The sequence below is a fragment of the Pseudonocardia sp. genome (genome assembly GCF_035305885.1).
Classification (GTDB): domain Bacteria; phylum Actinomycetota; class Actinomycetes; order Mycobacteriales; family Pseudonocardiaceae; genus Pseudonocardia.
Genome location: NZ_DATGOP010000091.1, coordinates 55,109 through 67,732, shown reverse-complemented (window position 1 = coordinate 67,732; position 12,624 = coordinate 55,109). Strand labels below are relative to the sequence as shown.

Here is a 12,624-nt window from a genome sequence, read left to right as displayed (position 1 = left end):
CATGGTCAGCATCGACATCGAAGGCGCTGCGGTCGACTTCCCGATCTTCGACGCCAAGACCCGCTCGTTGAAGAAGGCCGTGCTCGGCCGGGCGGGCGGGCGCATCGGCACGCAGTCGAAGGTCCCGATCATCGAGGCGCTCCGGGACGTCACGATCTCGCTGCGCCAGGGCGACCGCGTCGCGCTCGTCGGGCACAACGGCGCGGGCAAGTCGACGCTGCTGCGGCTGATGTCGGGCATCTACGAGCCCACCCGCGGCCGCGCGCGCGTCGTCGGCAAGGTCGCCCCGGTGTTCGACCTCGCCGTCGGGATGGACCCGGAGATCTCCGGGTACGAGAACATCCTCATCCGCGGCCTGTTCCTCGGCATGACCCGCAAGCAGATGGAGAAGCGGGTCGACGACATCGCCGAGTTCACCGAGCTCGGCGACTACCTGTCGATGCCGCTGCGCACCTACTCCACCGGCATGCGGGTGCGCCTCGCCCTCGGCGTGGTCACGAGCATCGACCCCGAGATCCTGCTGCTCGACGAGGGCATCGGCGCCGTGGACGCCGAATTCCTCGCCAAGGCCCGCAACCGGCTCTTCGAGCTCGTGGAGCGGGCGGGCATCCTGGTGTTCGCCTCCCACTCCGACGAGTTCCTCGCCGACCTCTGCGACACCGCCATCTGGATGGACCAGGGCACCATTCGCGAGCACGGTCCGCTGCGCGAAGTGCTCCACCACTACAAGGGACGTGACGTGCTGGCCGAGACCGAAGCCCGGTGACCCCGGTTCCGCTTCCGCCGGGATCCGTCGTCGCGGTGGTGGTGACCCGCCACCGCACGGAACTGCTCGCGGAGTCGCTCGCCGCACTCGCGAAACAGACCCATCCCATCGCCCACCTCATCGTGGTCGACAACGGGCCGGACAAGCCGGCCCGGGCGGTCGTCGAGTCGTGCGGACTCGACACGACCTACGTGCCGTCGTGGAAGAACCTCGGGGGCGCAGGCGGGTTCGCCCTCGGGATGCTGCACGCGCTGGCCATGGGCGCCGACTGGATCTGGCTGGGCGACGACGACGGCATGCCCTCCGACGAGTCCACCCTGGCCACGCTCGTCGAGCTCGCCGAGCGCCGCGGGCTCGCCGCCGTCTCCCCCACGGTGGCGGACAAGGACAACCCCGACCGGCTCGCCTTCCCGATCCGCCGCGGGCTCACCTGGCACCGCTCCCGCGCGGAGCTCGCCGCCGACGTCAGGCACGGCGCCGACGAGGAGCTGCTGCCCGGGATCGCGGCGCTGATGAACGGCGCGCTGTTCCGGGCCTCCACGCTCGACGTCGTGGGCGTGCCGGACCTGCGGCTGTTCGTGCGGGGCGACGAGGTGGAGGTGCACCGGCGGCTCGTGCGCTCCGGGCTGCCGTTCGGCACGTCGCTGCGGGCGACCTACCTGCACCCCGCGGGGTCCGACGACGACAAGCCGATGCTCGGCGGCCGCCTGCACGCCCGCGACCCCGACGACCCGATCAAGCGCTTCTACACCTTCCGCAACCGCGGGTTCCTGGTCTCCCAGCCGGGGATGCGACGCGTCGGGGTGCTGGAGGTGCCCCGGTTCGCCTGGTACTTCCTGGTGACCAAGCGCAGCCCGCGGGAGTTCCTGCAGTGGGTGCGGCTGGTGCGCGAGGGGCGGGCGGAGCGGTTCCGCCGACCCTGATCAGGCGGGCAGCCAGGTGGCCGGTCGCGGTGGCCGGGTGGATCCCGGCACGGCGGGCCGGCTCGCCCGCCGGGAGCGCGTGGCCCTCGGCGAGCGCGGCGAGCATCGCGCTGCGCGCCGGGTCGCCGATCAGCGACGCCACGGGTGCCAGGTCCCCGTCGAACACGCCATCGAGGCTGCCGCGTCGACGATTCGGCCCGGACCAAAACGTCTGCTGCCTGACGTCGGTCCCGTGAACGCGACCGAGGAGATCGAGCACGTCCACACGGCCTGGGACGAGGCGCTGGGCGCGAAGGACCTCGAGGCGGTGCTCGCGCTGTACCACCCCGACGCCGTCCTGGAGAGCCCGCTCGTCTGCTACCTGCTCGGCACGGCCGACGGCGTGGTGCGCGGCCGGGAGGAGCTGCGGCGGTTCGTCGAGAAGGTGTTCGCGAACCAGCCCGCCGCCGCCACCGCACGGGGTACGTCACCGACGGGACCCGGCTCGTCTGGGAGTACCCCCGCGAGGCACCGGACGGCGACCAGATGGACCTCGTCGAGGTGACGGAGATCCGCGACGGGCTCATCGCGCGCCATCGCGTCTATTGGGGGTGGGTCGGCGTGGGCCTGCTGCAGCGCGGGGAGCACCCGCGGTGAGGCTCAGCGCCGGAAGACCACCGTGCGGAGCATGATGAAGTTGATCGCGGTGGCGGTGCCCTGCGCGACGACCCAGGCCAGGCTCGTGCGGAACGGCAGCTGCGGCAGCACCGCGAGCATCACCGCGTTCACGCCGATGTTGATGGCGAACGTGGTGCCGTAGAGCAGCACGAAGCCCGCGAAGCGGGCGCTGCCCCCCGCGCTCTGGGTGAACGTGAACCGGCGGTTGAGCAGGTACGCCGTGGTGGTGCCCAGGATGAAGCTGATGGCCTTGGCCAGGTGCACCCAGGTGCCGAGCGCCAGCAGGGCGTGGTAGGTGCCGAAGTCGACCAGCGCGGAGAACGCGCCGACGGCCACGAACCGCCCCAGCTGCGCGATCAGGCCGGGGCGGGCCGTCGGTGCGGGCCGGGTCGCGGTCACCGGCCCAGGGTATCGAGTCGGCACCGCCCCGGCCGCGCCGACCGGCAGGGGGCACCATGGATCGGGTGACGACCACCGACGCCGCCGTACGCTCCCTCGCCGACGACTACGTCCGCAGGCTTGCCGACCTCGACACCCGGGTGGCCACGTCATTGGGCACGCACCCCGGCGACGACCGGGTGCCCGACCTCTCCCCCGACGGCCAGGCCGCGCTCGACGAGCTGGCCCGCGCCACCCTCGACGCCCTGTCGTCGGCCACCGCGTCCGACGACGACGACCGCCGCTGCGCCCGGCTGCTGCGCGAGCGGCTGGAGGCCCAGCTCGCGGTGAGCGAAGCGGGTGAGCACCTACGGGCGGTCCGCAACATCTTCGGGCCGCCCGCGCAGGTCCGGCAGCTGTTCGAGCTGATGCCCACGGCCACCCCGGACGACTGGGCGGTGGTCGCGCGGCGGATGGCGAAGGTGCCGGAGGCGTTCACCGGGTACACCGCCGCGCTCGCCGAGGGGTCGCGCCGCGGGCTGCACGCGGCGCCCCGCCAGGTGGAGACCGTCGTCGGCCAGCTCGACGAGTGGCTCGGCGGCGAGGGCGGCTCGTGGTTCCACGCGTTCGCGGCGAAGGCGCCGGACGGGGTCTCCCCCACGGTCCGGTCGGAGCTGACGCGCGCCGCCGACGCCGCGGCCGGGGCCACCGCCGCGCTGCGCGGATTCCTCGCGAACACCTACCTGCCGGCGACGGAGGGCACCCCGGACGCGGTCGGCGTCGACCGGTACCGGCTCGGCGCCCGCCTCTCGACCGGCGCGGACCTCGACCTCACCGAGGCGTACGCGTGGGGCTGGGAGGAGTACCGGCGTCTCGCCGCCGAGATGCAGCGGGAGGCCGCGGCCGTGCTGCCGGGCGCCGACCTGCGCACCGCGATGCGTCACCTCGACGAGAACGGACCCGCCATCGAGGGCGTCGAGGAGGTGCGCGCCTGGCTGCAGCAGCTGATGGAGACCACGATCAGCGAGCTCGACGGCACGCACTTCGACATCGCGCCGCCGGTGCGGGCGGTGGAGGCGATGATCGCCCCGCCGGGCAGCGCCGCCGCCCCCTACTACACCCGGCCGTCGCTGGACTTCTCCCGTCCGGGCCGCACCTGGCTACCGACCATGGGCGAGACCCGGTTCCCGCTCTGGCAGCTGATCAGCACCTGGTACCACGAGGGCGTCCCGGGCCACCACCTGCAGCTGGCCCAGTGGACCCACCTCGCCGACCGGCTCTCGACGTACCAGACGTCGGTCGGCGCCGTGTCCGGCAACATCGAGGGCTGGGCGCTGTACGCCGAGCGCCTCATGGACGAGCTCGGCTACCTGACGGTGCCCGGCTCCCGGCTCGGCTACCTCGACGCGCAGCAGATGCGGGCCGTGCGGGTGGTCATCGACATCGGCATGCACCTGCAGCTGCGGGTGCCGAACGACTCTCCGCTGCACGCGGGCGAGACCTGGACCCCGCAGGTCGCGCGCGAGTTCTTCGGCGCGCACTCGGGGCGGCCGGGTCCGTTCGTCGACAGCGAGATCGTGCGCTACCTCGGCTGGCCGGGCCAGGCCATCAGCTACAAGCTCGGCGAGCGGGCGTGGCTCGCCGGCCGCGAGGCGGCGCGGGCGGCCAAGGGCGCGGACTTCGACCTGAAGGCGTGGCACGCCGCCGCCCTGTCGCTGGGCAGCCTCGGCCTCGACGACCTCACCGACGAGCTCGCGAAGCTGTAGGCCGGGCTCACGCGCCGGCCTGCCTGCGGTCGCCGGCGCGGCCGATCCGCGCCTCGAGCCCGTTCAGGATGAGCTCGAGCCCGAACCGCCACCCGTTGTCCTCCGACCGGCCGGACCGGGTGGCGGCCAGCACGGCCGGGTAGTCGGCGGCGCGTCGGGCGAGCTGCTCGCGCAGCGAGCCCGACCCCGCCCCCGGCGTCCACGGCTGCGTGCCCGACACGGACGCGGTGAGCGTGTTGCGCGCGTGCGCGCACAGCAGGAGCACGGCGTCCATCTGCTCACGACCGGTGAGACCCGCCTCGGCGAGCACCGCGACCGGGCACTCGATCCACGCGACCTCGCGCGGGCCCATCACGCGATCGCCCACCGTCGCCTGCGGCAACCAGGGGTGGCGCAGCCAGTTCTCGCGCAGCAGCCCGGCCCACTGTTCGATCCGCGCCCGCCAGCCGGTGCCGGACAGCACCGGCGGTTCGCCGACCGCGGCCTCGATCGCGACCGCGATCAGCTGCGCCTTGCTGGACACGTACCGGTACAGCGCCATCTTCGTGACGCCGAAGGCGTCGGCCACGCGCTGCATGGACACCGCCCCCAGGCCGTCGGCGTCGGCGATCCGCACGGTCGCGTCCGCGATCGCGGCGAGGGACAACGACGGCCGCGGCCCGCGGGTGGGTCGGCTCGGCGCTCCCCAGAGCAGCTCGACAACCCGTCCGGTCTCGTCGCCCATCCGTTCTCCGATCCGCTCTTGCCCCCTCGACGCCGTTGCCGTAAACAGTATCCGATAGATACTGTTTACTCTGGACACAGTACTCGGACCGCGGGTGCCTCGACGGGACGAGTGGTCCACGACACGGGCCCGCCGCGATCAGTTCCGCGCCGTCGCGCGGTCTTCATCCCGGACCCGACCGGAGGAGGAACCATGGGATCGATCAAGTCCGGGCTCTTCATCTCGCTCGACGGCGTCATCGAGGCGCCGGAGACCTGGCACTTCGACTACTGGAACGACGAGATGGGCGCGGCCGTCGGGGCCCTGATGGAGGGCGGCGACGCCATGCTCCTGGGCCGCACCACCTACGAGGGCTTCGCCGGGTACTGGCCCACCGCCGACCCGGACGACCCGATGACCAAGCAGATGAACAGCGCGCGGAAGTACGTCGTCTCGAACACGCTCACCGAGGCCACCTGGGAGAACTCGACGATCGTCAGCGGCGACGTCAAGGCGGAGCTGACCCGGCTCAAGCAGGACCAGCACCTCGCCACCACGGGCAGCGCGGTCCTCGTGCAGTGGATGGTCGAGCAGGGGCTGGTCGACGAGCTGCACCTGCTCGTGCACCCGGTCGTGGTCGGCTCGGGGCAGAAGCTGTTCGCCGACGGGGCGAAGGTGCCGCTGCAGCTGCTGTCGTCCACCACGTTCGAGACCGGCGTCGTGCACCTGGTCTACGGCCCGGCCGCGCGCTGACCGGGGAGGACCGCTGTGTCGCTCGTGCGGGTCCACAACTTCTCGATCTCGCTCGACGGCTTCGGCACCGGCGAGGGACCGAGCCGCGACGCGCCCTTCGGCCACGCCGGGGAACGGCTGCACGGGTGGATGTTCGCCACCCGCTGGTGGCAGAAGGACCGCGGGACCGTCGGGGTGGACAACGCGTTCGTCCACCAGCACGAACCGGGCATCGGCGCCGAGATCATGGGCGCCGGGAAGTTCGGCTACCCGGGCTGGCACGCCGACCCCGGGTGGAAGGGCTGGTGGGGACCCAACCCGCCGTTCCACACGCCGGTGTTCGTCCTCACCCACCACACCCGCCCGTCGATCGAGATGGAGGGCGGCACCACGTTCCACTTCCTCGACGCCTCACCCGAGGAGGCGCTGGCGGCGGCCCGCGAGGCGGCCGGGGGCGGGGACGTCCGCATCGGCGGCGGCGCCACCGTGGTCCGCGAGTTCCTCGCGGCGAGGCTCATCGACCACATGCACGTCGCGGTCGTCCCGATCCTGCTCGGCCGCGGCGTGCGGCTGTGGGACGGCCTCGAGGGCATCGAGCAGGACTACGAGGTCGAGGCGACCGCCTCACCCAGCGGAACCACCCACCTGACCTTCACGCGGAGGAGGGCCTGACATGGGCCGGATCGTGGTCACCGAGTTCATCTCGCTGGACGGGGTCGTCGAGGCGCCCGGCGGCGAGGAGTTCGTCCACCGGAACTGGTCGTTCGACTTCGACCGGGGCGAGGACGGCGACCGGTTCAAACTCGACGAGGCACTCGGCGCCGACGCGCTGCTGCTCGGCCGCACGACCTACGAGTCGTTCGCCGGCGCGTGGCCGGACTACGAGGGCGAGCTCGCCGACAAGTACAACGCGATGCCCAAGTACGTCGTCTCGCGCACCCTCACCGACCCGGCCTGGAACAACACCCGGGTGCTCCGCGGCGACCCCGCCACCGAGGTGGCGGCGCTCAAGGCGGAGGTGGACGGCGAGCTCCAGGTCGCCGGGAGCATCCGGCTCGTGCAGGCGCTCCTCGCGCACGACCTGGTCGACGAGATCCACCTGATGACGTTCCCGGTCATCCTCGGCACCGGTCGGCGGCTGTTCGGGGAGACGCCCGACAAGTCGAGGTGGAAGCTGACCGGGTCGCGCGTGGTCGGGGAGGGCATCCCGATCACGATCTTCCAGCGGGTGGATCAGAAGTAGCGGCCCGCGATGCGGTAGCGCCGCCGCACCGTCACCGAACCCATCCCGGCCCGGCCGTGCACCACGAAGTGGGGCATCCCGGGCCGGGGCACGGACGGGACGCTGCTCTTGACCGTGCCCATGGTGGCCACGACCCCGTCGACGTTCGCGGTGGCCTCGTCGGGCACGAGGAGCTTGGCCGATCCGGCGCCCAGGTCGACCTCGATGTCCACCACCGGGTGGCGGATCACGGTGTCGCAGAAGTCGAGCACGACCGAGCCCATCGCGCTCTGCAGCCGCAGCCGGGGCGGCACGTCCCACGCCCCGCTCCGCTTGATCGTCGACATCCCCGCGCGCAGCACCACGGGCGGCACGTCCACCGGCACCGCGCGCTCCGGGTGGGCGACGATCGCGTCGGGGTCGGGCAGGTCGGCGAACGGCGGCAGCAGGTCGGCCTCGTAGCGGGCCGCGTAGACCACGGCCAGCCGCTCCTCCAGCTCGCTCACGGTGATCCGGCCCTCGGCCATGGCCTGGTGCAGCCGCTGCGCTGCCCGCTCGCGGTCTGCATCGGAGATGCGGAAACCGCGCGACTCGGGCTGCTCGCTCACCCCGCCGAGCCTAGTGAAGCAGCGCCGGATCGGGGCTCGCCGAGCGGCCCCGACGGCGCGAACCGGCGCCACGGCGGTGGGCGCTACCCTGGCCGCGATGCCGGAACCCACGATCCTGCGCGGTTGGGGACGGACCGCGCCCACCGCCGCCACGGTGGTGGTCCCCCGGTCCCCTGACGACGTGTCGGCCGCGATCAAGAACGCGGGCCCGCGCGGCGTGATCGCGCGCGGCCTGGGCCGTTCCTACGGCGACCCGGCGCAGAACGCGGGCGGCACCGTGCTCGACATGACCGGGCTCGCCACCATCCACTCCATCGACGCCGAGACCGGCGTGGTGGACCTGGACGCGGGCGTCAGCCTCGACACCCTCATGCGCGCGGCACTGCCGCACGGGCTGTGGGTGCCGGTGCTGCCGGGCACGCGGCAGGTCACGATCGGCGGCGCCATCGGCGCGGACATCCACGGCAAGAACCACCACACCAAGGGCAGCTTCGGCAACCACGTCCGGTGGATCGACCTGGTCACGGCCGACGGCTCGGTACGCCGCCTGACCCCCGACGGGCCGGACGCCGAGCTGTTCTGGGCCACGGTGGGCGGCATGGGCCTCACCGGCGTGGTGGTGCGCGCGGGCGTGCAGCTGCACCGCACCGAGTCGGCCTACTTCGTGGTCGACACCGACCGCACGGCCGACCTCGACGAGCTGATGGCTCTGCTCACCGACGGCTCGGACGACACGTACGGCTACTCGGCCGCCTGGTTCGACACCACGACCACCGGCAAGCACCTCGGCCGGGCGGTGCTCACCCGCGGCTCGCTCGCCACCGTCGACCAGCTGCCCCCGAAGCTGCGCCGCGACCCGCTCAAGTTCGACGCGCCGCAGCTGTTGTCGTTCCCCGACGTGTTCCCGAACGGCCTCGCCAACCGCTACACGCTGCGGGCGTTCAGCGAGCTCTGGTACCGCAAGGCGCCGCGGCGCCAGCGGGGCGCGATCCAGAACATCACGGCCTTCTACCAGGTGCTCGACCTGTTCGGCGACTGGAACCGGGTGTACGGGTCGCGCGGGTTCCTGCAGTACCAGTTCGTGGTCCCGTTCGGCGAGGAGGCGACGTTCCGCCGCATCGTCGAGAAGATCGCCGCGTCCCCGCACGCGTCGGGCCTCAACGTGCTCAAGCGGTTCGGGGAGGGCAACCGGGCGCCGCTGTCGTTCCCCCGCCCCGGCTGGACGATCACGGTGGACTTCCCGATCGCGCGCGGCCTGCACCAGCTGTGCGAGGAGCTGGACGAGCTGGTGCTCGGCGCGGGCGGCCGCTTCTACCTGGCGAAGGAGTCCCGGCTCAGCGCCGAGAAGTTCCGGCGCGGCTACCCGCGGTTCGAACAGTGGCGCGCGGTGCGCCGCTCGGTCGACCCCGAGGGGGTCTTCGTCTCCGACATGGCACGACGACTGGAGCTTCTGTGATCGACGCAGTGGGCAACCCGCAGAGCATCCTGCTGCTCGGGGGGACCTCCGAGATCGGCCTCGCGGTCGTGGAGGCGTTCGCGAGCGACCGGCCGCTGCGGGTCGTGCTCGCCGCGCGCCCGTCGGACCGGCTCGACGCGGCCCGCGCGCGGCTGGAGGCGCGCGGCTGCGCCGTGGAAACCCTCCCGTTCGACGCCGAGGCGCTCGACGGCCACGCCGACGTCATCGGCAAGGCCTTCGCGGGCGGCGACATCGACGTGGCGGTCGTCGCGTTCGGCGTGCTCGGCGACAACGAGCGGGCCTGGACCGACGCCTCGTACGCCGTGCGGATGGCGCAGGTGAACTACACCGCGGCCGTGTCGGTGGGCGTGCTGCTCGCCGAGCGGATGCGCGAGCAGGGCCACGGGTCGATCGTGGCGTTCTCCTCGGTGGCGGGTGAGCGCGCCCGCCGCTCCAACTTCGTCTACGGCTCCACCAAGGCCGGGCTGGACGCGTTCTACTCCGGCCTCACCGAGGCACTGCGCCCCCACGGCGTGGCGGTCACGGTCGTGCGTCCCGGGTTCGTGCACACCCGGATGACGGAGGGGATGCGGCCCGCGCCGCTGTCCACCACCCCCGAGGTGGTCGCCGCGATCACCGTCGACGCGGTGCGCAAGCGCCGGGAGCTGGTCTGGGCGCCCCCGCCGGTCCGGTACCTGATGAGCGTGCTGCGGCACCTGCCGCGCCCGGTGTTCCGCAAACTTCCCGCCTGACGCGTGTCGAGGGCGGCGCGGCCGTTCCGCCCCGTCCGGGCGGGGACCGACCCCGCCGGGGAGGAACGACCGCGAAGCGCATGCTGATCATGCAGCCGAACCCCGCCGCGTTCGACGCGCTCACCGAGGAGCAGCGCAAGGAGATCATCGTCGATCGCGCCACCCGTGAGCGAGCGCCGGCACCGACCGCCATGATCCCCGACGTCGGGGTGGAGGGCCTCGGGATCGAGGTCCGCCCGATCCTCTTCTCGGCGGGCCCGCCGGCCTGACTCGTCGGGTTGCAGCGAGGCCGCCTCCCCGCACCCCGCTGCAGGGAGGTGGCCTCGCTGCAACCCCCTCGCACCCCGCGTGGTCAGTTGCCCGCGGCCAGGTAGTTGCCCCGGATGTACTCGGCCCGCTCGTAGTCGGCCCAGAGGTCCAGCTCGCGGCGGTGCGCCGCCCGCCTCCGCTGGGCCGTGGCCAGCGCCGCGGCGAGGGTCGCGGGCCGCAGCGGCGACGCGGCGTGCCGCGGCCCCTCGAGCCTGCCCGAAAGCCGCGCGTGGGCCCTGCGCTTCGCCGCGAACCGGGCGGCCGCGGTCGCCAGCGCGCCGTCGGTGGACGCGGCGACGTCGGGCAGCGTGACCGGCCGGGCGCGCAGGATCCCCAGCGCGATCGCGACGCGGACACCGAGCCGCTCGACGGCCGGCGAGAGCCTGCGCAGCCCGCGCCTGCTCGGCTCCTCGACCATCCGGTAGACCAGCGCCGACACCCCGACCGCGGCGAACAGCACCTGGATCCCGACGACGTGGGCCAGCGCGGTGTTCGGTGCGAGCACCGGGAAGCGCTCCAGCGCGAGCCAGTACACCTCGAAGAGCGGGATGTGCACGAGGTACAGCGCGTAGGACAGCCGCCCGCCGTGGACCAGCGCGGGCGTCGACAGCAGCATCGCCGGGCCGCGGTCGGCCCCCGCGAGCGCCGCGACGAGCAGCGGGAACAGCAGCATCACCGCCCCGCCGCGGCCGGGGCCCGCGAGCTCGCCCAGCAGCAGGCCCGCCGCCAGCACCAGCGGCAGCACCGCCGCGACGACCGAGGCGGCGCGGCGCTGCGCGGGCGTCCACGACAGCCTGCGCACGACCAGGTGGGCGAGGGCGCCGGCGCCGAACCCGCCCAGGATCCGCACGAGCCAGCTCCACTCGAAGTACGGGCTGCCGGTGGCGAGGTAGGCCCACGTCATGGGCGCCATCAGCGCGAGCGAGCAGAGCGCGAGCACCACCACCGGCAGCGAGCGCATGCGGTACAGCACCAGCGCGGCCACCGGGAACAGCAGGTAGGCGAGCCACTCGGCGCTGATCGACCAGGTGGATCCCACCCACGACGCCCCGTCGAACCAGGGGTCGTCCCAGAGCTGCACCAGCAGCAGCTGCTGCAGGTACTGGCCGACGTCGAGCACCGGCTGCACGGCCTGGTAGGCGATGACCCCGTCGCTGTCGAACACCGCGCGCAGCACGAGCCAGGCCCCGAACGCGTGCAGCACGAGCAGGTACACCGGCCACAGCCGGCAGGCGCGCGCCCACAGGAACCGGGCCGTGGCCGCCGCCCGCAGCGACGGGCCCAGCTTGTCCAGGTACGTGTGGGCGATCACGAACCCGCTCAACACGAAGAACAGGTCCACGCCGAGGGCACCCGAGGTGACCAGCGGCCCCAGCGCGTCGACCACCTGGGCCACCCCCGGCAGCGGGGTGAAGTGGAAGTGGAACAGCACCACCCACCCGGCGGCGACGGCCCGCAGCCCCGTCAGGCCTCGGATCTCGCCGCCCGGAATTCCTCCGGATGATGCGGCTCGAGTACCAGATGGGGTGGCAGAGGGGCGTGGGAGCGTCACGCTCGGGGAAACGAGGCCCGACCGACCAGCGGTGCGAGTGACACCCGGAACGTACCGGCTTGGCGGCGTCCCTCACGGAGCGCTTCCGGATACCTGCTCCGTTCGGGCGGAAAAACGGGGGTGGGGGCGGCGTGTCTCCCACCCCGGCCCACCACTGTGTGCTACCAGCCGTTCACGTGGAGCACCGTGTCCAGGGGCTCCCGGGGCGCCGGGCGGAACGTCTCGCCCGTGTAGTACGCCGTGGGCAGCAGCACGCCCTGGCGCACGTTCGGCGGGATCCCGAGCAGCTCGGCGACCTCCTTCTCGTAGGCCAGGTGCAGCGTGGTCCACGCCGTGCCCAGGCCCCGGGCGCGCGCCGCCAGCTGGTAGCTCCACGCGGCCGGCAGCAGCGAGCCCCACAGGCCCGCCTGGTTGCCCGAGGGCAGCTCGCCCCGGACGGTGATGCACGCCAGCACGAGCACCGGCACGTCGCCCATGTGCTCGGCGAGGTGGTCGGCGGAGGTCGCGACGCGGGCGCCGACGGCCTGCCGGTGCTCGGGCAGCGTCGCGAGCCGCTGCTCCCGGGTGGTGCGGTAGCTGTCGTAGGAGCGCTTGTAGTAGTCGCCGATCGCCCGGCGCTGGTCCGGGTCGGTCACCACGACCCAGTGCCAGCCCTGCTCGTTGCTCCCGGTCGGCGCCTGCAGCGCCACCTCGAGGCACTCGCGGACCAGCTCCAGCGGCACCGGCCGGCCGAGGTCGAGGCGCTTGCGCACCGAGCGGGTGGTGGTGAGGAGTTCGTCCGGGGTCAGCGGGAGCGTCAT

Annotated in this window: 15 protein-coding genes; 10 read left to right on the top strand and 5 right to left on the bottom strand. The window is 73.1% G+C overall.

What is annotated here, in order from left to right; genetic code table 11:
• Nucleotide 1: 1 nt before the first annotated feature.
• The 3 genes from wzt (at nucleotide 2) to VKZ81_RS19535 (ending at nucleotide 2,233) form a co-directional block, all read left to right on the top strand.
• Nucleotides 2-766: a galactan export ABC transporter ATP-binding subunit Wzt/RfbE gene (gene wzt / locus VKZ81_RS19545; protein ID WP_324243049.1), complete on the top strand. Its 765-nt coding sequence runs from the start codon at nucleotides 2-4 to the stop codon at nucleotides 764-766.
• Entirely contained in the window at nucleotides 763-1,689 is a 927-nt protein-coding gene (gene glfT1 / locus VKZ81_RS19540) for a galactofuranosyltransferase GlfT1 (protein WP_324243048.1), read from the top strand. Before wzt ends, glfT1 begins: the two co-directional genes overlap by 4 nt.
• A gap of 232 nt (nucleotides 1,690-1,921) precedes the next feature.
• Nucleotides 1,922-2,233 (top strand): YybH family protein, encoded by a 312-nt coding sequence (locus tag VKZ81_RS19535; protein ID WP_324243047.1) that lies wholly within the window; start codon nucleotides 1,922-1,924, stop codon nucleotides 2,231-2,233.
• A gap of 95 nt (nucleotides 2,234-2,328) precedes the next feature.
• Here VKZ81_RS19535 and VKZ81_RS19530 read toward each other — a convergent pair whose 3' ends face one another.
• Nucleotides 2,329-2,745 (bottom strand): GtrA family protein, encoded by a 417-nt coding sequence (locus tag VKZ81_RS19530; RefSeq protein ID WP_324243046.1) that lies wholly within the window; start codon nucleotides 2,743-2,745, stop codon nucleotides 2,329-2,331.
• Between the two features lie 65 nt (nucleotides 2,746-2,810).
• On the opposite strand from VKZ81_RS19530, the gene VKZ81_RS19525 reads away from it, so the two are divergent.
• On the top strand, nucleotides 2,811-4,490 hold the full coding sequence (locus VKZ81_RS19525; RefSeq protein WP_324243045.1) for a DUF885 domain-containing protein: 1,680 nt from the start codon (nucleotides 2,811-2,813) through the stop codon (nucleotides 4,488-4,490).
• 7 nt (nucleotides 4,491-4,497) lie between these two features.
• On the opposite strand, the gene VKZ81_RS19520 is transcribed toward VKZ81_RS19525, so the two are convergent.
• On the bottom strand, nucleotides 4,498-5,214 hold the full coding sequence (locus tag VKZ81_RS19520; RefSeq protein WP_324243044.1) for a TetR/AcrR family transcriptional regulator: 717 nt from the start codon (nucleotides 5,212-5,214) through the stop codon (nucleotides 4,498-4,500).
• A gap of 192 nt (nucleotides 5,215-5,406) precedes the next feature.
• Between VKZ81_RS19520 and VKZ81_RS19515 the strand changes: the two genes are divergently transcribed.
• Genes VKZ81_RS19515 through VKZ81_RS19505 form a run of 3 tightly spaced genes read left to right on the top strand, consistent with a single transcriptional unit; the run spans nucleotide 5,407 to nucleotide 7,168 of the window.
• Entirely contained in the window at nucleotides 5,407-5,946 is a 540-nt protein-coding gene (locus VKZ81_RS19515; protein ID WP_324243043.1) for a dihydrofolate reductase family protein, read from the top strand.
• 15 nt (nucleotides 5,947-5,961) lie between these two features.
• Nucleotides 5,962-6,597, top strand: coding sequence for a dihydrofolate reductase family protein (locus tag VKZ81_RS19510; RefSeq protein WP_324243042.1), 636 nt, complete (start codon nucleotides 5,962-5,964; stop codon nucleotides 6,595-6,597).
• A gap of 1 nt (nucleotide 6,598) precedes the next feature.
• Entirely contained in the window at nucleotides 6,599-7,168 is a 570-nt protein-coding gene (locus VKZ81_RS19505; protein ID WP_324243041.1) for a dihydrofolate reductase family protein, read from the top strand.
• Here the strand turns inward: VKZ81_RS19505 and VKZ81_RS19500 are convergent.
• On the bottom strand, nucleotides 7,159-7,755 hold the full coding sequence (locus VKZ81_RS19500) for a DUF1707 SHOCT-like domain-containing protein (RefSeq protein WP_324243040.1): 597 nt from the start codon (nucleotides 7,753-7,755) through the stop codon (nucleotides 7,159-7,161). The two genes, VKZ81_RS19505 and VKZ81_RS19500, sit on opposite strands and share 10 nt — an antisense overlap.
• Before the next feature lie 97 nt (nucleotides 7,756-7,852).
• On the opposite strand from VKZ81_RS19500, the gene dprE1 reads away from it, so the two are divergent.
• The 3 genes from dprE1 to VKZ81_RS19485 all read left to right on the top strand — a co-directional run bounded on the left by dprE1 (nucleotide 7,853) and on the right by VKZ81_RS19485 (nucleotide 10,232).
• A complete protein-coding gene (dprE1, locus tag VKZ81_RS19495) occupies nucleotides 7,853-9,211 on the top strand; it encodes a decaprenylphosphoryl-beta-D-ribose oxidase (protein ID WP_324243039.1) in 1,359 nt (452 codons plus the stop codon).
• The gene (gene dprE2, locus VKZ81_RS19490; RefSeq protein ID WP_324243038.1) at nucleotides 9,208-9,963 is read left to right on the top strand and encodes a decaprenylphospho-beta-D-erythro-pentofuranosid-2-ulose 2-reductase; all 756 of its coding nucleotides are present in this window, start codon (nucleotides 9,208-9,210) and stop codon (nucleotides 9,961-9,963) included. The genes dprE1 and dprE2 overlap by 4 nt, the downstream gene beginning before the upstream one ends.
• Before the next feature lie 80 nt (nucleotides 9,964-10,043).
• Entirely contained in the window at nucleotides 10,044-10,232 is a 189-nt protein-coding gene (locus tag VKZ81_RS19485) for a hypothetical protein (protein ID WP_324243037.1), read from the top strand.
• An 83-nt stretch (nucleotides 10,233-10,315) separates the two neighbouring features.
• Here VKZ81_RS19485 and VKZ81_RS19480 read toward each other — a convergent pair whose 3' ends face one another.
• Both VKZ81_RS19480 and VKZ81_RS19475 read right to left on the bottom strand, forming a co-directional pair.
• Entirely contained in the window at nucleotides 10,316-11,824 is a 1,509-nt protein-coding gene (locus VKZ81_RS19480) for an acyltransferase family protein (RefSeq protein ID WP_324243036.1), read from the bottom strand.
• Nucleotides 11,825-11,985: 161 nt separating this feature from the next.
• Complete coding sequence (locus VKZ81_RS19475; protein WP_324243035.1) at nucleotides 11,986-12,624, bottom strand: nitroreductase family protein; 639 nt, start codon at nucleotides 12,622-12,624, stop codon at nucleotides 11,986-11,988.

What these genes read in the sequence shown, in the direction of transcription:
- VKZ81_RS19485 (WP_324243037.1), top strand. Translation starts at nt 10,044, where the DNA reads ATGCTGATCATGCAGCCGAACCCCGCCGCGTTCGACGCGCTCACCGAG.
- VKZ81_RS19520 (WP_324243044.1), bottom strand. Translation starts at nt 5,214, where the DNA reads ATGGGCGACGAGACCGGACGGGTTGTCGAGCTGCTCTGGGGAGCGCCG.
- dprE1 (WP_324243039.1), top strand. Translation starts at nt 7,853, where the DNA reads ATGCCGGAACCCACGATCCTGCGCGGTTGGGGACGGACCGCGCCCACC.
- wzt (WP_324243049.1), top strand. Translation starts at nt 2, where the DNA reads ATGGTCAGCATCGACATCGAAGGCGCTGCGGTCGACTTCCCGATCTTC.
- VKZ81_RS19515 (WP_324243043.1), top strand. Translation starts at nt 5,407, where the DNA reads ATGGGATCGATCAAGTCCGGGCTCTTCATCTCGCTCGACGGCGTCATC.
- VKZ81_RS19505 (WP_324243041.1), top strand. Translation starts at nt 6,599, where the DNA reads ATGGGCCGGATCGTGGTCACCGAGTTCATCTCGCTGGACGGGGTCGTC.
- VKZ81_RS19475 (WP_324243035.1), bottom strand. Translation starts at nt 12,624, where the DNA reads ATGACGCTCCCGCTGACCCCGGACGAACTCCTCACCACCACCCGCTCG.